Source organism: Thalassotalea nanhaiensis (genome assembly GCF_031583575.1).
Lineage (GTDB): Bacteria > Pseudomonadota > Gammaproteobacteria > Enterobacterales > Alteromonadaceae > Thalassotalea_A > Thalassotalea_A nanhaiensis.
Genome location: NZ_CP134146.1, coordinates 3,324,923 through 3,350,102, shown reverse-complemented (window position 1 = coordinate 3,350,102; position 25,180 = coordinate 3,324,923). Strand labels below are relative to the sequence as shown.

The following is a 25,180-nucleotide window of genomic DNA, read 5'->3' as shown; positions in this document are numbered from 1 at the left end:
GTCTTAATCTTGGTTAAGAATGGTGATTAATCACACGTACCTGATTCATTTAAAGTGACGCTAGCTCTGTTGAGCAGATAGTCGAAGCTCACGTCATAGAACCCGGCTTGGTCGACGAGTTTCAGGTCGGAAGAACCATCACCCGTTTTAATCTGTGCGAAAGTAATGGGGGCCGTTTGTTCTCCACCGTTAACGAAACCAGCATCAAGTCCATCCCAAGACTTTTCACTTATAAATTTAAGGTCTACGGCAGCACCGAGTTCAAGGCATTCAAGACCAAATACATAATCACCGCCACTTTGGAAATTGGCCACCATCGCAATCGCTGTGGTTGGGTCCCAATCGTGTTCTGGGTAATCGACAAATCCCTTACCGATGATATACATTTCAGCATAAGTGGTATCTGTAGTTAGGTCGTAAATGTCTAATGTACCGGTGCTTGGTTCAAACCAAATGTTAAAGTAGCCTTCGCCAGCAACAGGAATTGCATTGCTATTAGCTGAGTTTTCTAGTGAAGTTGTTGAGTCGGAGCCAGGAATTAATCCCCAGTTTTCACCATTCCAGCTTTGCTCACTGACAAACTTATAATCAGAATCGTCAGCACTATAGCGCAGATCTATGTAGTACCAAGTTGGCCAATTGGGATCTATAAGCATAGGTTCCGCTTGAGATACATCCCAGTCACCTGGCACACCATGACCAACATAGTAGTATTGTTGAACGGTGCCTCCACAAGCGTTATTAGGCACTACATTAATGCGGTTAGCTAAGTAGTCAAAACTTACATTGTAGAATCCCGCTTGATCAACTAACTTGAGGTCAGCACTGCCATCACCAACATCGGCTTGTGTCCAAATGATTGGCGCGGTTTGTTCTCCGCCAATGACAAAGCCAACGTCTAAGTCTGTCTCTGTCTCTGCCCAAGCTTGTTGACCTAGGAATTTGATATCGACGGCGTCACTCAACTGCAAACATTCATAGCCAAAAACATATTCGCCACGATCTTGGAAATTACTCGTCATTGGAATAGCGTTGTCTGGTGACCAGTCAAGTTCCGGGTAGTCGACAAAGCCTTTACCAACTATGTACATTTCTGTTCGAACGTTGGTTGATGATGAATCGATTCCATAGAGTACATAGCTTAATGATTCTGGGGCAAACCAAACTTCATAATAACCTGGCGGTGGGGCAGGAATGGCATCGCCACCTCCATTTACCATTTCATCTAAACTTTCTCCTTCGGAGACTAAACCAGAGTCACTTGTTGAAGCATCGACTAATCCATAATCATCTTTATCCCAGCTACGATCGCTTACGAATTTATAATCACCATAAGGTTTAACTTCATCACCTGAGTCTTCGTTGCTAAATTGGATTTCAACGTAATACCAACCGGGCCATTCTTCTGAGGCTGTCATTGCTACAGCTTGAGAAACGTCCCAATCGCCGTAAGTACCAGCGCCAACCATATAGATACCAGTTGTTTGTTTAATTAATGTTGCTCTACCAGCCGCATAGTCAAAAATGACTGTGTATAAGCCTGCTGCTTCGTTATACGAAAGGTATTGCCAGTCTTCTTGAACTGTTTTGTGCCAATAAAATTCGCCCGAGTTGTTGTTTAGGGCGTCGAGGCTACTGAAGCCCCACTGCATAGCGATCGAATCATCAGTAGAGTTTACAAACTGAAGTTCAACCGCATCTGAAAACTCTAAATCAGCTATGCCAAATACATGCTCCCCCATGCCATTAAAATTCTTCTCTAAAGGAATCGCGTCTGCTATATCGTAGTACGACGTACTTTCATCCCACCAATCATGATCAGGATATTGTGGAAAACCTTTACCCCAAATGTACATATTATCTTGAGCGGAAAGTGCTGATAGGTCTGTTCCCGTAGCGCTGTATTCTAATGTATCGATGTTAAAGCGGATCGTGTAATAACCCGCAGCATCAACGCTCATCGAGCCGCCATCTGTTGAATAAACTACATTTCCTTCGCCGTCTACACCATAATATTCTGAATCCCATGTGAAGTTCTGGTCGATGAAGTTAAATATACCTGCTTGTTGAAAATGTACGGTAGTTTCGTACCAGCCTTCGGCTTGTGCTGTCATGATTGGTGCTTGGCTAAGTTCCCAATGATTGATTTGGAATTCACCGGATATCCATATTTTTTGCACCGGGGTAGCCGTTTCTTCATCTGTTTCTCCCCAAATTTCTATCCAAGATATTTGTGGGTCTGCGTCGCCATCAGAGTTTGTTGCTGTTCTTTGAACCGCAACTTCTAAAACACCATCAGTAACCTCGACATTGTCAAAACGTCTGTAATCATTGTCTACCGCAATGAAGTAGCCTTCTTCGAGAGCATTACCTTCTGCGATAATATCAACGTGGCGAGTACCTTCTGCGTCCCAAGGGTCGTTAAAACCAAACACCACGGTATAACTGCCACTGTCTAATTCAAAGGCATATTCAACCCCTTTACCTGCAGTATCTCTTTCGTCACCACGAATACTGCCGTAGTTATCAGCATCTGCGTAATATTGCGCAGTTTCCGAGGTATAACCCCAGCTGTAACCGGTTACTAAGTCTGGTCCATAGGCCTGATCTTCGACACTACTGCGTGTACCAAATGTTTCCCGAACTTCTAATTTACTCGGAGTACCATCACCAGCATCCACGTAATAGATAACTTTAAAACCATCAGGAGCTCTAGCTTCCTCTACATATTCATTTGATTGGTTTTCAGAGATAACTTTATCTTCGTCGTAATTAAAAGAAACGTCATCCCCTCCCTCTCCGCATGCGATTAGAAGAATGCTGGAGAGCAGTATCCACGTATATTTTCCTAATATTGTTCTCATGGTTATGTAGCCTCAGTTACTATTATTTTAATTATTTAGCCTTAGTTTTCTTTTCTGACACTGATAGATCCTTAAGTTATTGTCAAACCAGTGATTTTTATTTTTAAGTCAATTTTACAGCGAATATTAGTGGTATTTTATTGGTTGTTTTTTAGTCAGAATAGCTCGCAGGTAGCGTATTTATTGAACAGTTGAGAAAGGCTGATTATTTATGTTTTGAGCTGAAAAGAGGTTCAATTTTTGATAGGTGATTTTTTCTCAAATACTGTTTAGTTTTTATCCAAACACTATTGTTATTTTTTCTTTAATATCATATTTATATCTCCTAACTTGATGAGAACTATACTTAAATGTATTTCATTGGGTTATTGCCTGAATCCCATTGTGTTGATTTGTTAATGGAAAAACTATGAAAGTTAAAATAATGAATAGCCATTTAAAAGGTTTTATATTGGGGCTAACTGTATTGCCCGTAACCTTTACGTTGTGTGCACAAACCCAAATATCTGTTAAGTATGGGCAAACCTTTCAAGTGATTGATGGATTTGGCGCATCGGACGCTTGGACTTTCAATCCTATGATTAATAAGTGGGAAGCAGAAGGTAAGCAAGCGGATATTGAGTCTTTAGCCGATACGCTTTTTTCTGCAGAAACAGGTATTGGACTATCTGCTTGGCGTTTTAATATTGGCGCGGGTAGTGCTGAACAGGGCAATAATAGTTTAATTTCTTTGGATAACTTAGGGAAACCTTATCGACGGGCAGAATTATTGCAACCTAGCCCGGGTGCACCAATCGACAATACTAAGCAACTTGGTCAAATTCGTTTCTTGCAAGAAGCGCATGAGCGGGGAGTGCAGAATTTTGTCGCTTTCACCAATAGTCCACCAGTGTGGGCGACCAAAAATGGATTAGCTCACCCTAATAATGGCACAGGTGTCGATTCAACTAATTTAGATCCTGATATGACGGATGAATATGCGACGTTTTTGGTCGATGTTCTAACGTACTTAAGGAGCGAAGATGTTAATGTTCCAGTAAATTACATAAGCCCTATCAATGAGCCCACATGGGAATGGCAAGGTAAGAGTCAAGAAGCTAACCGCTATAATATGAGCGATGTAGTTTCAGTTTATAACGAATTATTTAGTGCACTTGCAGGAGCAGAGCTTACAGATAAAGTAGAAATAGATGCTGGCGAAGTTGTGGAATATACAGCAGCGCTTAGTGATAGTTATTATAAAGATTTTACTAATGGCAGTTCAAATTACACTAGTGGCATGAATGGAAAGGGCTTGGGTCTATATAAAAATTATATAGATGAGTTACTTGGTAATGAAACAATACGTACAAAAATAAGTAATAAAATATCTTTGCACGGCTACCATTCTGATGCTTGGTCTGATCGGATGGGCACATTGCGCAATTTGGTACTTGAAAATGTAAAAGCTGCATCGCCAGAAGCTAAAATTTGGATGAGTGAGTTTTCCATTTTAGGTGGTACAGGTGATGTGCGTAACTTTGAAGGTAACGGCTGGAATGTCAATGATATGGATTATGCAATGCATATTGCTAAAGTCATTCATCGAGATTTAACTCGCCTTAATGTAAGTGCCTGGCATTGGTGGTTAGGAGTAACGCCATATAATTACAAAGATGGTTTAATAAAAGTAAACAGTGAATTAGACGCTGACTCTATTCGAACATCAAAAATTTTATGGACTTTAGGTCACTACAGCCGTTTCATTAGGCCTGACTATGTGCGTATTGGACTAGCAAACGTTGATAATTTAAATGGGGTTATGGCATCAGCTTATAAGAGCCCTGATGGTAATAAAATAGTTATTGTGGCTGCCAATGCAAGCACAAGCGCAGAAACTTTATCTTTTGACTTAGCTGATTTACCGCAAGGTAAAATGGTCAGTTCATTTTCAACGTATATTACCAACGCTGAGAATGATTTAGTTTTAAAAACACCTACGCTCATATCGAGTGACTATAGCTTACCAGCAAAATCAATTGTGAGTTTTGTGGCTGATATTGTCGATGTTGATACCGCACCTGTGGTGAGTTTTAGTCAAGATAAAACGTTAGTTGAAGAAGGCGGAACTGTGTCTTTTTTAAGCTTAACTTCAAATTCCCCAGAAACCTTTGAGTGGCTATTTGAAGGAGGTACCCCTGAAACAAGTTCTGAAGCTGCACCTGAAGTGATGTATGAACACTCTGGAACTTTTAACGTGTCACTTACAGCAACAAACGCTTTTGGCTCTGATACTAAAACCTTAACTGATGTGGTAAATGTTGTCGTTGAGGACCCAGAAAATTGCTCGTCATCTGGTTATTTAAATATAGAAACTTGGTCGAACCTTAGTGATACGGGTGACTACGACTATGACTCTTCTGTAGCGAGTATCCCTTTGCAGTCTACTTCGCAAGCTAGCACAATCGATATGTTTGAGATCCAAGCTGACTCTGGTGACAATTATGCGACGAGAATTCGTGGCTATTTATGCGCCCCATTAACTGGTGAGTATACTTTTTGGATAGCCTCAGATAATCATGGTGAGCTATGGTTAAGTAGCGATGAAAGTCAGAGTAATACCTCGAGAATTGCACATAGTAATGACTGGAATAATTATCAAGAGTGGGATAAATATGAATCACAAAAATCTGCTCCTATTCATTTAATCGCTGGCCAAAAATACTATGTTGAAACCTTGCATAAAGAGCATAATGGTGGCGATAACTTATCGGTTGGTTGGAAGTTACCTGACGGTACTTTTGAGCGACCAATACTAGATAACCGTATTTCTCCTTTTATTGCTGAAGAAGATCCAACTCCACTACCTACGCCCGATCCAAAAGCGGAAGATAGCTCAAGCTCTGGCGGCGGCTCACTATCTATTTTTATGTTGTTCATTATTGCTTTGTTCAAACAGCGCCATATGTTTACTAGGAATCGTTCATAAATGAAAGTATCTAGTATTAAGACCTGTATATTATTAGTTGTTGCGTGTGTTTTTCCTTCATTTGTAACAATGGCAGTAGAAGAGTGGCGCGACCCACAAGTTTTTAGAATTAATAAAGAACCAGCCAGAAGTTTTTATTACTCATTCGATAATAAAAATGCCTTAAAAGCACAAACTCCATGGCAACAAAACAATCACTTATTACTTAATGGTAAATGGAAATTTAATTGGGTAGAGCATCCTAGCAAAAGGGTTGTAGATTTTTATAAAACAAGCTTCGATGATGATAAATGGGGAACATTTCCTGTACCGGCCAATTGGGAAATTAATGGTTATGGTACACCGTTTTATCACAGTCATGCCTGCTTTGATAATGAGCTGTTATTACCTAAACAAGATATTGCTTACAACCCTGTTGGGGCTTATCGAAAAGTATTCAATGTGCCAAGTGAGTGGAGTGAACAGCAAGTATTTGTGCATTTTGGTGCGGTGAAATCAGCATTTTACCTTTGGGTAAATGGTAAAAAGGTTGGCTATTCTCAGGATTCAAAAACCGATGCTGCCTTTGATATTACTCCTTATATTAAGCAAGGAGATAACTTACTGGCACTAGAAGTTTATCGCTATTCAGATGGCTCTTATTTTGAGTGTCAAGATATGTGGCGATTAAGTGGTATTGAACGAGACGTATATGTTTATACAACGCCAAAAGTTGCAGTACGAGATTTTCATGCATACACCACGTTAGATGAGTCATATAAAAATGGATTATTAACTTTTGATGCTGATATTGATAATCGCTCAACGCTTGATTCTAATATTCAAAGTTTACAAGTTGAGGTTATTGATCAGAAAAATAATGTTATTTTAACGAAAAAACTGTCGGTTCAGTCTTTGCCTGCTGGCACAAAAACCAAGGTGAGCTTTGCTACAAAAGTGAACAGCCCTAAATTGTGGAGTGCAGAGCAACCCAATTTATATGATATTCGTTTAACCCTGATTAATAAAAGCAACCAAGAAACACAATATATTGGCCGTAAAATAGGGTTTCGCTCTACTGAATATAAAAACGGTAATTTTTTGGTGAATGGCAAACCGGTATTATTTAAAGGCGTAAACAGGCATGAGCATGATGCCAAAACGGGACATGTTATTACTCACGAGTCTATGCTTGAAGACGTTAAAATGATGAAAGCTTTCAATATTAATGCAGTGCGTATGGCGCATTATCCAAATGACCCTTATATGTATGACTTAGCGGATGAATATGGCTTATATGTTATGGATGAAGCGAATACCGAATCTCATGGTTTAGGTGCATCTAATCAAGGTGGAACTTATGACCCACAACGCCATATTGTTAACGATCCTTTATGGAAAGCTGCTTATTTAGACCGAATTTCTAATATGTATGAACGCAGTAAAAATAATCCATCCGTTGTTATTCGTTCTTTAGGTAATGAATCAGGTGACGGACCAAATTTAGAGGCAACGTATGATTGGTTAAAGGCTCAAGAGCAGTCTCCGGTAATATCCGAGCAAGCTCAATTACGTCGTCATACCGATGCATATGGACAAATGTATGCACCTTTATCGGACATCATTCGTTACGCAGAAACTCAACATGATGAACGCCCAGTTATACTGATTGAATATGAACACGCGATGGGGAATTCACTCGGAAATTTTCAAGAGTATTGGGATGCATTTGAAAAATACGATAGCTTACAAGGTGGATTTATATGGGATTGGGTTGATCAAACGATTGAAAAGGCAGCACCAGATGGAACTATATTTCAAGCTTATGGCGGTGATTTAGAACCAGAAGGGACACCTAATAGTGACAGTTTTTGTGCCAACGGTTTAGTCTTTGCCGATCGCACGCCTTACCCTTATCTTTGGGAAGTTAAAAAGGTTCAACAAAATATTGCTATTAAAGCGCTGGACATTGCTGACGGTCGCTTATCTATACGTAATAAATTTTACTTTAAAGACCTTAGTTATTATCAATTAAATTGGAGCTTACTTGAAAATGGTGAGGTTGTAGAGCAAGGCAGTGCAGGGGATTTATCAGCTAAACCGGGCGAAAGTGAAATTAAATCATTAGCGTTTAAAACTAAATTCAATCCTCAAGATGAGTATTTCCTTAATGTTGATGTGATATCAAAAACTAGTGAAGGGTTGTTAGAAAAAGGACACATAGTCGCTCAAGAGCAATTAGCCTTTGAGCATGAATTAATATCTCAGAAAAGAGATGCTGAACAGGCTTTGGCTATAAACACTGGTAAAGATAAAACGGTTTTTAGTGGCAAGTCTTTCGCTCTTACATTGGATAATAGTTCAGGTTTAATTTCGTCGATTAACTATCATGGTAACGAGTTACTTAAATCCTCTTCTCACCCGGAGTTTTGGCGTGCACCTGTTTATAACGATTTAGAGATAGGGAAGTATGAGAAGAACCTAGCAGTTTGGCAACACTTAGGTCGTAATACTAAACTAAATTCAATAAAAGTAGAGCGTAAATCTGAGTCGTATGCGCAAGTAGATGTTGAACTTGCTTTAGATGCAATAGAAAGTCGATATTTTCTTACTTATCATGTGTTTGGCTCTGGTGAAGTACAAGTGGATAATTGGTTCTATGCGGCGCCTCATAAAAAATTTGGAGAGTTACCTCGCATTGGTAATTTATTTGAACTAGATACTCGCTACGATAATATAGAATACTACGGTAGGGGACCCCACGAAAACTATGATGATAGAAAGTCATCGGCATTTATAGGGTTGTACAATACTAATGTAGATGATTTATATACCCCTTATGTTCGTCCTTCAGAAAATGGCTATCATACTGATGTTAGACACGTTTCTTTTATTGATAAACAAGGCCGAGGTATTACATTTAGTGGAGTAAATCATAACTCACTTAAACGCAAAGGAGTAATTGGTTTTGGCGCGCAATTCTTCTCCACTGATGATTATGATGCATCTAAAAAAGATCATGTAAGAAGAAACCTTCATCCATTTGAATTGGTTAAAAGAGACAGAATATTTGTCAATATTGATCACCGCCAGCGTGGTGTCGGTGGCACTGATTCATGGGGAGCTGAACCTCTAGCTAATTATATTTTACCTTGGTTAGATTACCGTTTTTCTTTTAGCTTTAAACCTTATCAAGAAAACGATTAGCCAACTTAGTTATTAGAATTTGAAATATGCAGCCTCAATTGTCAGTAGATAGATAATCAGCTTAATTCCATCTCATTAAACCTTGAACATCCAACATTGTGGTGGTCCAGGTATGAGCCATTTGTTTTAATTTATATTGATATTTTACATGGCGTTCTAAAATTACAGTTATCCTCCTAATGATTAGAAAGCGAAAAAAGTGCAATTTTTATAAAAAAAATTGAATTAATACGTTCGAATAGGCCCATTTAAACGACAACACCTCTAAATTTTGGCATTTTTCATATCAAAACCGACTAATTATTTAATTAAGGATTTATATGAAATTTTTTGAATGGGATGGCAATCGTAAGGATCTATTAGCTTATCTGTGGATTTACTTAACGGTGAATTATATCTTTTGCGATGTATTTACTTTACATCTGGCCAAATATTTAGAGGCATTTTTGTCTGGTGATGTAGGTGGCATGAAGATCACTGAAGAATTTTTATTAGTATTTGCCGTAATAATGCAAATTCCTATGATCATGATTGTTTTGTCTAAGTTTCTAACGTTCACACTAAACAAATATTTTAATATTGTTGCGGGTATCATTACCACGTCAGTACAAGCCTTTACTGTCGCTATGGGCGGCGCCACACTGCACTATATGTTCTATAGCTTTTTTGAGATTTTTACCGGCTTATTCATTATTTATTTAGCAGTCACTTGGAAACAAGAAACAGTGGAAGATTTAACTTTAGTATCAACTGTTCAGTAAAAGTGTTTGATTTTTGTAGGATATAAATCGGCTTTTTGACGATATGTGGATTCAGGTACAATTTAACTTTATAATTACAGGACGTTATAAAAATCGTTATCTTTGGTAATCAAATGGTCAACCTTTTTCCCACAGTTATATACTCCTGCATGATGGGAATGACAATATTCGCTTTATTGGAGGTTTTTAATAGACCAAAGGAAAGACAAAATGTTTTCCTTAAAGGTTTGCTATTGCTATTGCTGATTCACTTGGCGGGTGAGCTCTTTATATATTCAGGCGCATATATCTATGCGCCGGCCTTAGCGGGTGCACAGTTTCCGTTCAGAGTTTTACTTGGGCCAGCGCTCTACTTTTATGCTCATGCCACTATGTCACCAGAGACAGCAATAGATAAACGGTTGTGGGCATTGGCATTATCTGGACCAATTCTAGTTGTGCTGGTCATGGTTCCTTTTATTTTTATGATCAATCCCGCAGAGAAACTGGCTTTAGCTAATCCTGCGACAAGAGACCCTGAGCTTTGGCAAATAGCCGTGTTTACTTGTTTATCAGCGACCTTGGTATTTATCTTATACACCGTTTTATTCTTAGTATTGGCTTTAAAGCTCCATAACTCCCACCGTCAACAACTTATGGAACGTTTCTCTGAAATAGAGCAACGATCAGTTGGTTGGTTTAGAACTGTACTGCTAATTTGGGGAGCTGTATGGTTAATGTATGCGGTTGAATTTGCTCTAAGTGCGTTAGGGCTGTTTTGGTTTGGCTCAGGAAAATTACTGCCAATTTTAGAAGTTTTTGCACTGGCTATTTTTATACAGAAAGCATTAAGCCAAAAAATTCTTAATGAATCAGATAAAGGCTTACCTCGTGTCAGCCAGACTAGAACCGCTTTACTTAGTTCTGAAAGAATGCAATTGATTGCATCAAAGCTGGAGCAAACAATGATCGAAGACAAGTTGTTTTTGCAAGATAACTTATCGCTTAACAAGTTATCTGAATCCATATCTGAAACTGAAAACCACATCTCAGAAACGCTTTCTCAATTTTTACACACCAAATTTTTCCAATTTGTTAATGGCTTTCGAGTTGAAGAAGCGAAAAAAGCTTTACAGGATAGAGACAAATTAATCACGAGTATTGCCTATGATGTTGGTTTCAATTCTAAATCGACGTTCAATACCGCGTTCAAAAAAATAGTTGGTTATAGTCCATCAGCATATCGAAATTTACTACTCGAAAATAAGCAGTAAACACTTTGAACTAATACGTTCTTGTTAGGCTGTTTACAAGACAAATCCTTAGGTATCTTAACTAGGTAGTTTAACCAATGAACTGCAAAGGCGAACCATACAGAAATGTGTGTTTCGCCTTTTTTATGGTACGAATTTAACTTCTACTTTTTGTTTAGGGGATATTAGGTTTCACCTTTATTTCACACCAAGACTAATATCATAAAGTTTTAATATCTCCAGAGGTAAAATATGAAGAAGAGTTACTTATTGCTGTTCTGCTTTGGTGCAGCGTTTAACATCAGTGCAGCAGAAAATACTACCACAGAATTAATAGTGCTCAAGGACACTGTGGATCGCGCTATTTTAAAATTTGAACATACAGAAAGAGAGCTTTGGTCTTATAAAATCTCTCGCTATGAAGACGAAGAAGGTGACATAACAAGCAGTATTGAACAATATTCGCCACAAGCAAATCAGCCATGGCTGCTTAAACAAATTAATGGCCAACAACCGACAGAAAAACAAATTGAGGATTTTGCGATAAATAAAAATAAACAAGAACAAGAAGGCAATATCCAACTCAAGTTACGCAAGCTAATTGATCTTGAAAGTCTGTCGTTAGTATCTACCGACGATGAAAATATTGTTATGGGGTTTAATGTTTACTTAAAGAAATTGGGAGAAGATGCGGTTGGTAAACTTCAAGGAGAGTTAACCTATCAAAAAGAAGCAGAATTTATTGAAAAGATATCGATTTGGAACAGCGCAGAATTTTCCCCGATGTTTACTGCCAATATTACCGACTTAGCGATAACGTTTACTTTTACCAATATTGATGGAGCAATATTAACTAAGCAAACTGAAATGAAGATGAAAGGTAGCTTTGCTTACTTCACCGAAATTAACGAAACCTCTCAGGATGTTTTTTCAGATCATCAATATCAAGGTAAAACAGTAAATTCAACACAATAGATTGATGAACCTGTGTTTATAAAGGTAAAGCTGAATACACGTTTATAAGCCAATCAATTGATTGGCTTATAACGAGTTATTATTTCAACGTAATAGAAATTTTGGTCCCTTGCTCACTTGAAAGCGTTAACAACCAACCCTGATGCTCACATAAACGTTTTACAATGGATAAACCGAAACCGTAACCCGTGCTTTGGCTACCTTTAACAGCAGGTTCGGTTACTTTATCTGAAATGCTTGCTTCAATACCAGGACCTGTATCAGCAACAATTAGAGTTTTATTTTGCATCTCAATAGTAACCCGGCCTTGTTGAGTATATTGAAAAGCATTACCGATCAGATTATCTAATAATACCGTTAACATACCTGACTGCGCATAGACCTCTACATCACAATTGTCGTTTACTTCAACTTGTATTGGCTTGTTATTAATGAGGTGATTCTGGTCAATAATAGATTGTTCGATTAATGGCAGCATTTTTATATTGTTTTTGTCTGCCTCAGTATGCTCTCCTCTTGCTAGGGTTAGCAGTGTGGTAACGGTTTGCTCCATTTGTGTACTTGCCTGCGATATGCGATCGATAATGGGCTTATTGTCATCTACCGTTTGTTGATTACGATACACCTCTACGGCATTTTTAATAATAGCGACAGGTGTTCTGAGTTCATGACTGACATCACGAGTAAAGCATTTCTCTCGAAGTAAGCTTTGGTTAATTCTCGCCATGGCGCTTTCTAAAGTGTGCGCTAAAATTCCTATTTCATTATTTGGAAATTGTTTAGCAAACTTATCTGGAATATTTTCAGGGGCAACACCATTAACTAAATCGGCAAGCTGCTTTAATGGCACCGCGGTTTTTCTACCCAGTTTCCACGCAATTATAAAGGCGAGTAACACTAATATTAAGCCTGAAAATATCATTACTTTTAATATGTTTTCAGTGATAGGGCGAACTAACAGCATTTCACTGACTTCTGCGACAAGGTAAATGTTTTCTGATTTTGGTAGAGCTAATAAATGGTAATGACGACCGTTTTTTCCTGAAAATTCTTTTCTGTTTGGTTCGTTAATATATCGTTGCTTGATATCATCAGGTAAGGTGTTTTTTGAGAAGTATAACGCCATATAACTGACGCGAGGAGCAGACCACTGCTGATTTTTTTCATAATCTTGTTGTAAATACTGAGCTTCCAACCTGATCTCTCGTTCAATGAAGTCATCTTCAATAATGTACATTAGGGTGAAACACAGCATGCCCCATACCGTAGATATTAACAGAGTAAATAAGCAGAATTGACTGACAATTTTTCTGCTTAAACTGTGAAATTTTATTGAAGGCTTTTGTTTTTTAACATCGCTATTTGTCATCGTTTTTTATTTCGCTTTTTACATTACTTTCAACATTTAAAAGGAAGCCAATACCATGCATGGTTTTTATCATCGGGTAATCAAAAGGCTTATCTAGTATATTTCGTAACTGATAGATGTGAGATCTAAGCGCATCTGATTCAGTTGGCTCATCTCCCCATAGTTTTTGGGATAGCTTTGAACGGCTAACCACTTGCGGATAGGCTTCTGCTAAAATTGTCAGAATGCGGTAGCCCATACTATGCAATTCAAGGTTTTTTCCCGCACGGGTTACTTGCTGTGTTTTTCTATCGATAACCAGCTGATCAAACGTTAAGGTATGATCGGTTTGTAATAAATAACGCCTTGATAAAGCGAAGCAACGCACTTCCAACTCTTCTAATGAAAACGGTTTGGTTAAATAATCATCTGCACCTAATGTAAAACCTGAAATTTTATCGTCGATGCTGTCTCTTGCGGTAAGCATGATAACCGGTACGTGATGGCTCGCTTGTTTACGTATTTGTTGGCAAACTTCTAGCCCATCCATTACCGGTAAATTTAAGTCGAGAATGACTAAATCATAATGGTTTGTTAACGCCAGCTCCAAGCCTTGATCACCTTGGGTGGCAAAATCTAATACGTGACCTTTTTCTTCCATGTAGTCAGCAATATTTTGGGCAATACTTTGCTGATCTTCAACGACTAGAATATATAAAGATTGATTATTCATAGCATTTCCCGAATTTGAACGTCCTTAACGATTTATTTAAAGCTATCGTTAAGGACAGGTTATTTTTGTAATTATCTTATAACGTTTTTAACATGTCTTGTGCTGGTTTGAAATCAGGTTTTGCAGTAATTAACTGATTCAATGTGGCTTTTGCATTTGCGGTTTGCCCTAATTTTGACTGTGTTTTTGCTATTTGCATATCAAGGTTAGGGCTATTTATCGCTTTTTGTGCCACTAACATTAAAGCTAATGATTGCTCAAAATCGAGCGTTGTATCAGCTACTTTTAGAAAATAGAAACCGTACATACCGACTAAAGGGATATGATATTGCTCTTGGTTCTTCGCAAGTACAGCAAGAGCTGATTGGTCCCCAGCTATAAATTTAGCGATTACTGCCATGGTTTTATCTTCTAATTCCACTCCTGCTTTAACAGGTGTTAACCCTAAACTTTTAACTAACGCTGTCGCCACGTCGACTGTTGAAGTCGGGTTTTGACCAGTGATTAAACGTCCGTCAACTGCAACATGGCTTAGCATAATTTCGCTTGATTGAAACTTAGCACCGCGTTCTGCCAATTTATCTTCAAGCATGAAATCAAAATCGTTTATCCACTTTTGACCAAACAATTTTTCTTCTTGGTTGGTAAAACTGTTTATCGCTTTATTAGCAACTAAATAACTGCCGTCTTTTAGTTTTACATTAACTAATGCCGCTGGGCCATGACAAACTGCAGCTACACTGCCTTGCTGTTGATAAATCTCGGCAATAACATGTTGTAACGCCGTATCTTTAGGTAAATCAAACATTGCACCTTTACCACCAACAACAAAAACAGCATCGTAAGCTTTTGCATCTACTGAACCAGTCGCAAGGGTATTATTAAGTTTTGCCATAATAGCTTCATCACCTAATACTTTCGCATTATAGGATTTACTCGGGTCGTATTTATCCGCTTCTACTTGACCACCTTTGGGGCTGGCTATATCAACAGCAACCCCGTTATCATTGAATACTGTATAGGCTTTTGAAAACTCATCAAATTCATAACCTGGTTTTTGCTCACCTTGGCCATTACCACTGACGATCATTAATACTTTCTTGATATTTGTTTTGGCCTGTACTTGAAATGTTGTAACTAATAACGTGGCTAATAACGCGATTAATACTAATGCCTGTTGTTTTATAATATTCATTTATCTCACTCCTATGTTAAGTATGAAACAAGTGTGTCAAAGCATGCGTGAAACATATGTGAAACTGTTTTGATTAAAAACATAATATTAAACATCGGCCATTAATTGCTTAACTGAACTCTTTAAACTGTGTCGGCTAGCGTATACACCTAGTAATGTTACTGTGCTTAAAATAATGGCTAATGTAATGAATAATATGAATAAATTTGGCTGATAAGTCAGTGAAAATTGAGATTGATAAATTAACATGCCGGTAATGTACGTACCCACTATCGCACCCGTTGCTATGATTAATGCGGTAATTAACCACTCAATAATATTTAGCTGCAAGCACGTTTTCTTTAAAAAACCGAAGCTCATAATGACACTGTTTTTCTTCTTTTCTTTACTTTCAAGCGCATTGATTGAAGACAAAATGACAATAATGGCGAGTAAAATAATCATCAAAGCAAAACCGCTAATGACTTTAGTGATCATTGCTAAAATATCATCAAATTGTTTTGTCAGCTCCTGTAAAGAGATCATTCTTATGCTTGGATGAGCTTGCCATAATTGGCTAAGTAGTGGCCATTGATCATCGTTTAGTTCTAAACTTGCCATATTGTATTGAGGCGCGTTGATATGCTGGATGGCTGATGGAGGCATTTGTACCCAGAAGGTAATTGAGCCTGCACCCGGTTTATAAACATGACTTGCAGTTATCGTGAAGGTAAAACTTTGTTGATGAATAATAAAAGTAAGCTCATCGCCAAGATTCAAACCTAAATCGGTCATGACCTCTTCTTCAATCGATATTTGCTGCCAGTTTTTAGTGTCTTTCTTCCACCATTGACCTTGAACCAAACGGTTTGTATTTGGAATAGTGTCGCTCCAATGTAACCTAATAGAGCGTGATAACGTCGCTAAACTGTCACTGGGCTTTTGTGTAAATTTATTGAGTGCCTGGTCATTAATTTTTACTACTTTGGCATACAAGTAAGGTGCAGTTTGACGCAGACTAATACCGTGTTGTTTAGACCATTTATTTATTGCCCGCATTTGCGGTTGACTGGCTTGTGAAACCATAACATTACCATCATGGGTTCTTTGATATGAAGTCATGGTGTCGCCGATATCTTTTAAAAGCATTAGCGTAAACAATAATAAAAACGTGCTTAATCCAATCCCCAGAATTTGAGTGCTTTTACTTAATAAACGTTGTTTCATCATAAATAGGGTAAAAGGGATCAGTCCTGAAAGTTGTTGGCTGGCTTTTTCACCTAAGGTTAAAACCGTCCAACTAATAGCCACCATCAATATGATGGTGATGGTAATGCTGCTTACTAACATCACGGTTAATAAACCATTGTCAGAGTACTTAACAGCCACCAAAACCAGCACAACTAAGGCACATAGTTTAATTAAGCCTAAAGAAATACTTTTGTGATTTTGATGAAATAATTTAGCAACTGATGTTTGGCACAGTGTTAACCAAACGGGTGAATGAAAGACCGCAAAAAGCAATACACAGCTTGCTATCGTTTTAGTCATAAGCCAGACATCTAATTGGCAATGGATTTGTGAAAATGTTGCAGCTAACCAGTCGACAATCAACCAATGAAATACACCAGATAAAATTGCAACTACAGGTAGTAACAGCAAAATATTAATTAGCCATTTAAAGAGTGATAACTGTAAACCTGTCGCTTTTGAAGCTCCTAAGCTCATGCAAATGGCGGAAAAGTACTGTTCCTTTTTGATGTGAACTTGCGCGATTTGTTCAATGGCGATGGCGGCCATAAAAAATAAAACAATGGATGCTAAACCTAAAAAGTTTTCAGTACGTTGCCAAAATAAAGCGAGCGGATGAGCGCCTTGTTTATGGTGAACTTGTGCTGCTGGAAGTTGCTCTTGTTGCCAATTAATAAGCTGCTGTATTTGTGATTTTGATGCAGAAACAAGGTACCGATGTTGAATAAGATCAGTTGGAAAAGCTAATTTTTCCATATCAATGATATTCATCATGGCTCTCATTGAAACATTATGCCCTTCCATCAATCTATCAGGCTCGTGAACTAACACACGAGATACAATAAATGCTTGTTCACCTATGTTGATAGAGTCACCAATTGATAGCGTTAAACTGGTGAATAGGCGGCTGTCTACCCATATATTGCCTGCTGTAGGGCCACCGTTTGTAGCTGTTGCAGGGCTTTGCAGTGACGTTGAAGTGAGCAATTGACCTTGTAACGGGTAATCACTGCCTACTGCTTTTAGTTTTGTGCGCTGCCACTTTCCATTAAATGTTAACGTTGCATTAATTTGTAATGTACTGACCACCTTGTCACTAACATTAGTTAATGAAGTAATCTGCTTAGCGGTTAATTTATCTTTTTGAGTTAATACCGCATCTGCACCTAGCAGGTTTTGCAAATTACTCTGCAAGTAATGTTGAATAGTGCTACTTGATAACGTCAAGGTGACAATAAAAATCATTAAAGTTGCTTGCACCCAACGCAGCAGTTTTTGATGAGGCTGTCGGTATTCTTGCACTGAATAGTGCCAAGCCAGTTGCGTATGATGTTTTAACATGATGGCACCTGTTTTTCGTTGGTAGAAAGATTTTTAGTGAGGTGTTGTGCTGTATGTTTTTCGCTTTGTTGATCAGTGATGCTGATTGGAGATGTTTTAGTTAGCTCACCATTAGCAAGTGAGTAAATGTTTTGCGCCTTGCTTGCTAGTACATTGCTGTGCGTAACAATGACTAAACCTGCGTTATTTTCTTGGCAGCAAGAAAATAAAATATCAGAAATTTCATTGGCATTGTGTTGGTCTAGATTGCCGGTAGGTTCATCGGCAAATATAAATTTAGGTGAAAATACTAATGCACGAGCGATTGCTACACGTTGTTGTTCTCCACCACTTAACTGTGCTGGTTTATGATGGGCTCTATCTGACAATCCGACCTTTTCTAACCAGTGTTCAGCTTTTTTAATCGCTTTTTTATCGCCTCGTAATTTCAATGGCAAAGCAATATTATGTAAAGCGGTTAACTCTGGTAATAAATGAAACTGCTGAAAAATAAAACCTATTTCTGCGCGTAAGTTATCAAGCGTTAATAGTTGATTATCATTGATGAAATTGCCTTCACCTGAGGTTGGCTTTTCTAACCCCGAAAGCAGCATAAGTAAACTCGACTTACCGGCACCTGAAGGACCTGTTATGGCATAGGACTGCCCTTGGTTTATTGATAAATCAAGATTTTCGAATAACGTAATAGTTGAATCGATGTTCCCAAAAGATTGAGAAACGTTTTTTAATTCAATTGAACAAGGCATAAATTTGCACCACAGTAATATTTAGTGATGGTATCTTAGGCAACATGTTGTGAAAGGGATGTGAAATTTAAAAGAAAGAAAAATATAATGATTTAATTTAAGGTAAAGAGTATAAAGCATACCCTTTAATATTTTCGTAACGGTTTGCCACAGTAGTTACCACAAGGTGAACAAAGAATAATGATGAATATAATTAATAGAAGATATGCAAGTTAATGGTAGATAATCTAAATCAATTGAACGCTAAAAAGTTAAATAGTAATTATGACGAACATGGTTACTTTGTAATAAGAGATTATTTTAGTGCGTCTGAAATATCCGCTCTCAGGAACGTAATATTAAAATTCCATGAATTATGGAAGCAAGATAATCTCGAGTTTTATCAAGAAGAGGCATTTAACTCTTCGTTGATTACTGGTAGTGAATACTTAGATTTCGACGATAGAGTCGCTCTATTTAACTTTATTAGTTCAAAAAAAGTAATGACAGTGGTCGAATCGCTAATGCCAAATAATCCTGCGTTTATGAATACACAATTGTTTTTTAATCCGGTTAACCCTGAGCAAAACGATTTTTGGCATCGAGACTGTCAATATGACTATGACGTTGAAGATCAAAAGAAAGTCATCGATGAAACGCAAGTCGTCCACCTTCGCGTGCCGTTATTTGATGAACTCGGCATTGAGCTAATTCCTGGCACGCATAAGCGCTGGGATAGCGATGAAGAATTAGATGTGCGACAGGAAGAAAAGGGCAGAACCGCTTGTGAAAGTCTTTCTGGTGGCAAAAAAATTAAACTCGCCGCGGGCGACTTATTAGTGTTTTCGGCTGATATGATCCACCGTGGTCTATACGGTTTAGATAGGTTAGCGTTGGATATTTTAGTGTTTGATTCGTCGGCCAATTATATTGATTATGTTGATGATGATTGTTTGCCGGAAATTTCTATGCTGGATCAAATTGACGATCCTCGGCTATTTAATAATACTATTCGTTTAAAGTCGCAGGCTTGATTTTTTCTTGTGCCAGTTCGCTAAGTGAACTAGATACAAAAGCTATCTAGGATAGATTACTTAAGTAAATTTTTAACTATCGCTTTTATATGGGCGGGGCCCATTCGGCAACACCCACCAATGATATCGGCACCATTGTTTGCCCATGATTTTGCCGCAACAGCACATTCAATCGGATCTGCGGTGCCATGCCATGTTTTGGTGTCGGCATGAAAGCATTCACCTGAATTTGGATAAACAACAATATGCTTAGTTGTAACACGTTTAAGTTCTTGTATTAATGACTCGATAAATTGTGGAGATGTGCAGTTTATTCCGATGGCGATTATATTTTGATTACTCTGCAATTTTTTAGCGGCATCTTTGATTAAACTACCACCGCTTATATGTTTTTCATCGGAACACGAAAAGCTCATCCAAGCAGGCTTTGTTTGTGCGGCAATTAAATCGCTTAAAATCAAAGCTTCCTGCTCATTAGGTATAGTTTCGCAGGCCAATATATCGGCGCTTGTTGATGCCAATAGGTGTAGTCGGCGTTGATGAAATTGACAAAGTTGGTGATCTGAAATTTGATAATCACCCGTATATTCTGACCCGTCAGCAAGGAATGCACCATAAGGGCCTATACTGGCGGCGACAATAGGTTTAACGTGTGTTGGATTAATTTGCATGTATTTATCTACGGCTTTGCGAGCTAATTCAACGGAACTTTTTATGGTGCTTTCAGCTTCTGCTAACGTTAATCCAAGGTCAATAAATCCTTGTATAGAGGCCTGATAGCTAGCGCTGATAATGCATTTTGCCCCGGCATTTAAATAAGCTAAATGTGCGTCAACAATCGCGTCAGGGTTTTCTAATAACAGTTTGGCAGACCATAAATTGTTATTTAAATTGAAACCGCTAGATTCGAGCTGAGTGGCTAAACCACCGTCAATAATAAACGGGAAAGAATCAAATATATGATTTTGTTGATGTTCTTTCATTGAATATTTCCTACATCCATTACATAAAAGCCCCATTAACACTAAACGTTATATTAAAAAAAAATTCAGTACAAGAGGTCTTCTTGTTTGTCATTAATAGAACAAATTAGAACTAATAGGCTCGATAAAATCATAGCTTTATAGTTTTGATGAAAAAACAACCAGAAAAACTCAATATTAGGTAGGGTGAGCGGCGTTATTGCTGTATACTGCGCGACCTTATTATTTTGAGTTTCTTTGTTTATTCCTATGCTTTATCAAAAAGCGCTATTAATTAACAATTTGTCATTCAATCGCTATTAGTACACTTAGGAATATTCACTTGATCACTACATCGAACATTACAATGCAATTTGGCGCTGAGCCTTTGTTTGAAAACATCTCGGCTAAATTTGGCAATGGTAACCGTTACGGTTTGATTGGCGCGAATGGTTGCGGCAAATCTACATTTATGAAAATCCTAAGTGGTGATTTAGCGCCTAGCTCAGGCAATGTATCAGTGAGCACTGGCAACAAAGTGAGTACTTTGGGCCAAGACCAATTTGCTTTTGAAGAATTTAGTGTTATTGATACTGTGATCATGGGCGATATGGCGTTATGGAAAGTAAAACAAGAAAAAGATGCTATTTACGCACAATCCGAAATGAGTGAAGCCGATGGCATGCGCGCTGGTGACTTGGAAAGCGAATTTGCTGAAATGGACGGTTACACAGCTGAAAGTCGCGCCGGTGAAATCTTATTGGAAGCGGGCATTGAAGAATCTTATCATTACGGCTCAATGCAACAAGTAGCTCCAGGTTGGAAACTACGTGTTCTTCTTGCACAAGCATTGTTTGCTAACCCTGATATTTTATTGCTTGATGAGCCTACCAACAACTTGGATATACATACCATTAGTTGGTTAGAAGGCGAGTTGAACAAGCGTAAATGTACGATGATAATTATCTCCCATGATAGACATTTCTTAAATTCTGTTTGTACCCATATGGCCGACATTGATTACGGTGAATTACGTATTTACCCTGGCAACTATGAATTTTTCCTTGAGCAATCTGCGTTGTTACGTGAACAGTTATTATCTGGTAATGCTAAAAAGGCGGAAGAAATTGCCGAGTTACAAGACTTTGTTAACCGTTTTGGCGCTAATGCATCAAAAGCAAAACAAGCCAGCTCTCGTGCTAAAAAAATGGATAAAATTAAACTTGATGACGTTAAATCAAGTAGTCGTATAACGCCTAAAATTGCTTTTGCACCGGGTAAAAAAATGCACCGTCAAGCACTAGAGCTTGAAAGCCTAGGTCATGGTTTTGACGGCGAAGTATTGTTTGAAAACGGTGACCTGTTGTTAGAAGCAGGGGCAAAGCTAGCAATTATTGGCGAAAATGGTGTCGGTAAAACCACTCTTTTACGCTGTTTAATGAGTGAGTTAGCGCACGCTGAAGGTGTGGTTAAATGGTCTGAAAATGCGTCAGTAGGCTACTGCCCTCAAGATAGCGGTGCATTTTTTGACAATGATTTAACGTTGATGGAGTGGATGTCGCAATGGCGTAGACCTTGTCATAACGATTTAAGTGTTCGTGGCATGTTAGGCCGTTTATTGTTTACTGAAGATGACGCTAACAAGAAAGCCCGTAACTGTTCAGGTGGTGAAAAAAACCGTTTGTTATTTGGCATGTTAATGATGGGTGATATCAATGTATTGATTATGGATGAGCCAACAAACCACATGGACATTGAAGCGATTGATGCCTTAAATAATGCGCTAAAAGCGTTTGAAGGTACGTTAATTTTTGTTAGTCATGACCGTGAGTTTGTATCAAGCTTGGCTACTCGCATTATCGATATTAAAGATAAAAAATTAGTTAACTTTCAAGGCTCATTAGACGAATACCTTGATAGTCAAAATACTGTAAAAAAAGTGGCTTAAAAACGGCCAATCATATTGGCGCAAAGCTTAACTTTTTTAATCCATGAACCTGCGTAAACATAAGCAACGGTAACAACGCCAATAATGTTTACGTAGGCTATACTTTTACCGCATAACCTAACCTCCTAGGCCACTAAATGATAAATAATGATATTCTTCGCCGCTTAAGCAACATGTTCAATTTTAATGCTGAAAAAATACAAGCTGTGTTCGCCCTAAACCAGTGCGAAATTACCTCCGCTGAATTAGACTGCATTCTTAAAGAGCATGACGATCCAGATTATCAAGAATTAACCGATGTGCAATTAGCTAGCTTTTTAAATGGTTTGATTGTTGAAAAACGCGGTAAACAAGATGGGCCGGACCGTTTGCCAGAGCAGGAATTATCGAACAACATTATCTTTAATAAAATCAAAATCGCCCTAGCTTTAAAAGCTGATGAGGTGATCGCTGTGCTTGAACTTGCTGGGTTGGTTTTAGGAAAATATGAATTAAGTGCCTACTTTAGAAATGTTAACAATAAGCATTATAAACGCTGCACCGACGAAGTGTTATCGTCATTTATAAGTGGTTTGAAGATAAAGCACCAAGCGTAAAACTGTATTTTTATCTTCATTATATAGACACATTTTGTAAAGATTAATCGTATAAAACGAGCGGTAAGCGGATGACTTTCAAATTTATCTGTAGTACATTACCGCCGTTATTTGTTCATTGGAAAGTATAGTGGTTAAGCAGTCTGTTGTTTGTATTTGGTTAATGGTAGCGATTGTAATGCAATCGTTTATTGCCGTTGCTGATTCAACAAACGATCTTGAACTTGCCGTTACTCACATTGAAACCGAGCACGAACATCGTCAACATGTGAATGAAACCATTGATAATAGCTTAACGTTATTAGCAACTATCTCAATGCTAGTATCTGATGAAAGTGAACAGGCATCTTTAGACGTTGATGCTCAACATGATCATAGTGATTGCCACCATTGTGGCCATTGCAGTACACCCCATGGCCTTTCGGAGCCAAGTGATATCCTACTTGCCAACAATAAGTTAACCGGTGATGACTTTCACTTTAAGAGCTTGTCATTGCAAAACTTTATTAATAATACCTATCGCCCTCCCATTGTTTAATCTTTAAATTCTCTCGTGCTAAGCATGGATTATTACATTTAATTTTGGTTAATATCAGCGATTTACCCACTGTATTGCTAACGGATATAGAGTAGAAGAACTGCTTTATACTTTACCTTCGCAGATAAAAAACTGTCTGCTGAGTGACTAACCACACGACAATAATCTAATAGTGTTTGGCGTATCCCTTTGATTTAAAGAATGGAGGATATGTTGTGCATATTCCTTTTGAAAAACTATGTGCTCAAAGCAGTCAAAACGGCTTGAAACAACTGCGCCGTAAACCGGTAACGGCCAAGAAACTTCACCTGGCAAAAGCGTTGTCAGTGATGAGCATATTTGCTTTTGCCTCAAACAGCTGGGCAGAGCAATCGATAACATTGCAAACGGCTATAGCCAAGTCGTTACAGCAACATCCAGATTTAAACGTGTATTCGTATCAAGCTAAAGCCGCCCAAGGGGCGATCATCCAAGCAAGTGTTGGCTCACCTGTAACCTTAAATGTTCAGGTTGATGACGTGCTGGGTTCGGGTGAGTATCGCGATTTTTCAGCGATGCAGACCAGTATCAGTATTGCCTGGCTACTGGAAGAAGAACGTCTTAATGCCAAGGTAAAATACGTAAGTGAACAGGCAAAGGTCAGTGAGCTTAAAAAGCAAGAAAAAGCCTTGGATGTTGCTGCTAATACCGCACAATTGTTTATTACCCTTTTAGCGCAAAAAGAACAGCTAAAGTTGGCTAGTTTAGCCTTAAAGCAAGCTCAGGATGCTTTTGTGCAAGTTGACAAAAAGGTAACGGCAGGTAAGTCGCATGTTGTTGATAAATTGCGTGCTAAAGCCAGCGTTGCTAAAAAACAGTTAATGGTTGAAGATCTGAACCATGAAATTGAAGCCAGTCGCGCCAGACTTGCTGCGCAGTGGCAGGGCAGTAGTGATTTTACTGCGCTTGGCTCATTGGCTGATATTCCATCGATTAGTAGTGTTGATAAAGCTTATCAAACACTGAAACAACACCCTAAATTTAGACAGTTGGCGAGCGAGCAACGCATTAGTGAATCAGCTATTGCTTTAGCAAAAGTTAATGCCGAGCCGGCGTGGAAGTTTAGCGCCGGAATGAAACATGACCAACTCAATGATGATGTTGCCATTACCGCAGGTATCGCCATTCCGTTTGGCAGTGAAGGCCGTAATCAAGGCCAAATCATCGAGCTGCAAGCAAAGCAAAATGCAAGTCAGGCCGAAGTAGAAGCTTGGCAGCAACAAGTCGCTACCGAAATATTATTGATTAGTCACCAGTTAAAACACAACCGTCATGTTATTGAAGGGTTAGGTAAAGAAATCATTCCTGCCTTAGAAAGTGCTAATGCCAGTGCCGAGGACGCTTATCAAGTTGGTCGTTATAACTACAGTGATTGGTATAACGTGCAACAAGAATTAACGGTCGCACAATTTGAATTGATTGATGCGTATAGCAATGTTCACCAATTGAACATTGAACTTGAACGCTTAACCGGCAACGCTTACAGCCCTATTAATTGAGAATAT

17 protein-coding genes are annotated in these 25,180 nt (G+C 38.3%); 10 read left to right on the top strand and 7 right to left on the bottom strand.

Translation table 11 applies throughout. The features are described 5' to 3' along the window. Nucleotides 1-26 precede the first annotated feature (26 nt). Nucleotides 27-2,864: a cadherin repeat domain-containing protein gene (locus RI845_RS14480; RefSeq protein WP_348386879.1), complete on the bottom strand. Its 2,838-nt coding sequence runs from the start codon at nucleotides 2,862-2,864 to the stop codon at nucleotides 27-29. Between the two features lie 409 nt (nucleotides 2,865-3,273). Here RI845_RS14480 and RI845_RS14475 point away from each other — a divergent pair, with 409 nt between their 5' ends. From RI845_RS14475 to RI845_RS14455, 5 genes are all read left to right on the top strand, one after another. Further along, complete coding sequence (locus tag RI845_RS14475; protein ID WP_348386878.1) at nucleotides 3,274-5,832, top strand: glycoside hydrolase; 2,559 nt, start codon at nucleotides 3,274-3,276, stop codon at nucleotides 5,830-5,832. Then, a complete protein-coding gene (locus RI845_RS14470) occupies nucleotides 5,833-9,018 on the top strand; it encodes a glycoside hydrolase family 2 TIM barrel-domain containing protein (RefSeq protein ID WP_348386877.1) in 3,186 nt (1,061 codons plus the stop codon). It begins immediately after the preceding gene. 320 nt (nucleotides 9,019-9,338) lie between these two features. Next, complete coding sequence (locus RI845_RS14465; protein WP_348386876.1) at nucleotides 9,339-9,779, top strand: DUF6326 family protein; 441 nt, start codon at nucleotides 9,339-9,341, stop codon at nucleotides 9,777-9,779. A gap of 233 nt (nucleotides 9,780-10,012) precedes the next feature. Beyond that, nucleotides 10,013-11,032: a helix-turn-helix transcriptional regulator gene (locus RI845_RS14460; RefSeq protein WP_348386875.1), complete on the top strand. Its 1,020-nt coding sequence runs from the start codon at nucleotides 10,013-10,015 to the stop codon at nucleotides 11,030-11,032. A 231-nt stretch (nucleotides 11,033-11,263) separates the two neighbouring features. Continuing rightward, complete coding sequence (locus tag RI845_RS14455) at nucleotides 11,264-11,986, top strand: hypothetical protein (protein WP_348386874.1); 723 nt, start codon at nucleotides 11,264-11,266, stop codon at nucleotides 11,984-11,986. Between the two features lie 79 nt (nucleotides 11,987-12,065). Here RI845_RS14455 and RI845_RS14450 read toward each other — a convergent pair whose 3' ends face one another. The 5 genes from RI845_RS14450 to RI845_RS14430 all read right to left on the bottom strand — a co-directional run bounded on the left by RI845_RS14450 (nucleotide 12,066) and on the right by RI845_RS14430 (nucleotide 18,579). Beyond that, nucleotides 12,066-13,355: a HAMP domain-containing sensor histidine kinase gene (locus RI845_RS14450; RefSeq protein ID WP_348386873.1), complete on the bottom strand. Its 1,290-nt coding sequence runs from the start codon at nucleotides 13,353-13,355 to the stop codon at nucleotides 12,066-12,068. Continuing rightward, nucleotides 13,345-14,067, bottom strand: a complete 723-nt coding sequence (locus RI845_RS14445) for a response regulator transcription factor (protein WP_348386872.1) — start codon at nucleotides 14,065-14,067, stop codon at nucleotides 13,345-13,347. Before RI845_RS14445 ends, RI845_RS14450 begins: the two co-directional genes overlap by 11 nt. 76 nt (nucleotides 14,068-14,143) lie before the next feature. Continuing rightward, nucleotides 14,144-15,262: a type 1 glutamine amidotransferase domain-containing protein gene (locus RI845_RS14440; protein ID WP_348386871.1), complete on the bottom strand. Its 1,119-nt coding sequence runs from the start codon at nucleotides 15,260-15,262 to the stop codon at nucleotides 14,144-14,146. An 87-nt stretch (nucleotides 15,263-15,349) separates the two neighbouring features. Beyond that, nucleotides 15,350-17,833 (bottom strand): ABC transporter permease, encoded by a 2,484-nt coding sequence (locus tag RI845_RS14435; protein ID WP_348386870.1) that lies wholly within the window; start codon nucleotides 17,831-17,833, stop codon nucleotides 15,350-15,352. Next, a complete protein-coding gene (locus RI845_RS14430) occupies nucleotides 17,827-18,579 on the bottom strand; it encodes an ABC transporter ATP-binding protein (protein WP_348386869.1) in 753 nt (250 codons plus the stop codon). Before RI845_RS14430 ends, RI845_RS14435 begins: the two co-directional genes overlap by 7 nt. Nucleotides 18,580-18,794: 215 nt before the next feature. On the opposite strand from RI845_RS14430, the gene RI845_RS14425 reads away from it, so the two are divergent. Then, the gene (locus tag RI845_RS14425) at nucleotides 18,795-19,592 is read left to right on the top strand and encodes a phytanoyl-CoA dioxygenase family protein (RefSeq protein ID WP_348386868.1); all 798 of its coding nucleotides are present in this window, start codon (nucleotides 18,795-18,797) and stop codon (nucleotides 19,590-19,592) included. Between the two features lie 56 nt (nucleotides 19,593-19,648). Here RI845_RS14425 and mmuM read toward each other — a convergent pair whose 3' ends face one another. Continuing rightward, nucleotides 19,649-20,575 (bottom strand): homocysteine S-methyltransferase, encoded by a 927-nt coding sequence (gene mmuM, locus RI845_RS14420; protein WP_348386867.1) that lies wholly within the window; start codon nucleotides 20,573-20,575, stop codon nucleotides 19,649-19,651. Between the two features lie 322 nt (nucleotides 20,576-20,897). Here mmuM and RI845_RS14415 point away from each other — a divergent pair, with 322 nt between their 5' ends. The 4 genes from RI845_RS14415 to RI845_RS14400 all read left to right on the top strand — a co-directional run bounded on the left by RI845_RS14415 (nucleotide 20,898) and on the right by RI845_RS14400 (nucleotide 25,174). Then, a complete protein-coding gene (locus RI845_RS14415; RefSeq protein WP_348386866.1) occupies nucleotides 20,898-22,502 on the top strand; it encodes an ABC-F family ATPase in 1,605 nt (534 codons plus the stop codon). A gap of 137 nt (nucleotides 22,503-22,639) precedes the next feature. After that, on the top strand, nucleotides 22,640-23,098 hold the full coding sequence (locus tag RI845_RS14410) for a YehS family protein (protein WP_348386865.1): 459 nt from the start codon (nucleotides 22,640-22,642) through the stop codon (nucleotides 23,096-23,098). Nucleotides 23,099-23,228: 130 nt separating this feature from the next. Beyond that, on the top strand, nucleotides 23,229-23,636 hold the full coding sequence (locus tag RI845_RS14405) for a hypothetical protein (RefSeq protein WP_348386864.1): 408 nt from the start codon (nucleotides 23,229-23,231) through the stop codon (nucleotides 23,634-23,636). A gap of 215 nt (nucleotides 23,637-23,851) precedes the next feature. Continuing rightward, nucleotides 23,852-25,174 (top strand): TolC family protein, encoded by a 1,323-nt coding sequence (locus tag RI845_RS14400; RefSeq protein ID WP_348386863.1) that lies wholly within the window; start codon nucleotides 23,852-23,854, stop codon nucleotides 25,172-25,174. Nucleotides 25,175-25,180: the final 6 nt, after the last annotated feature.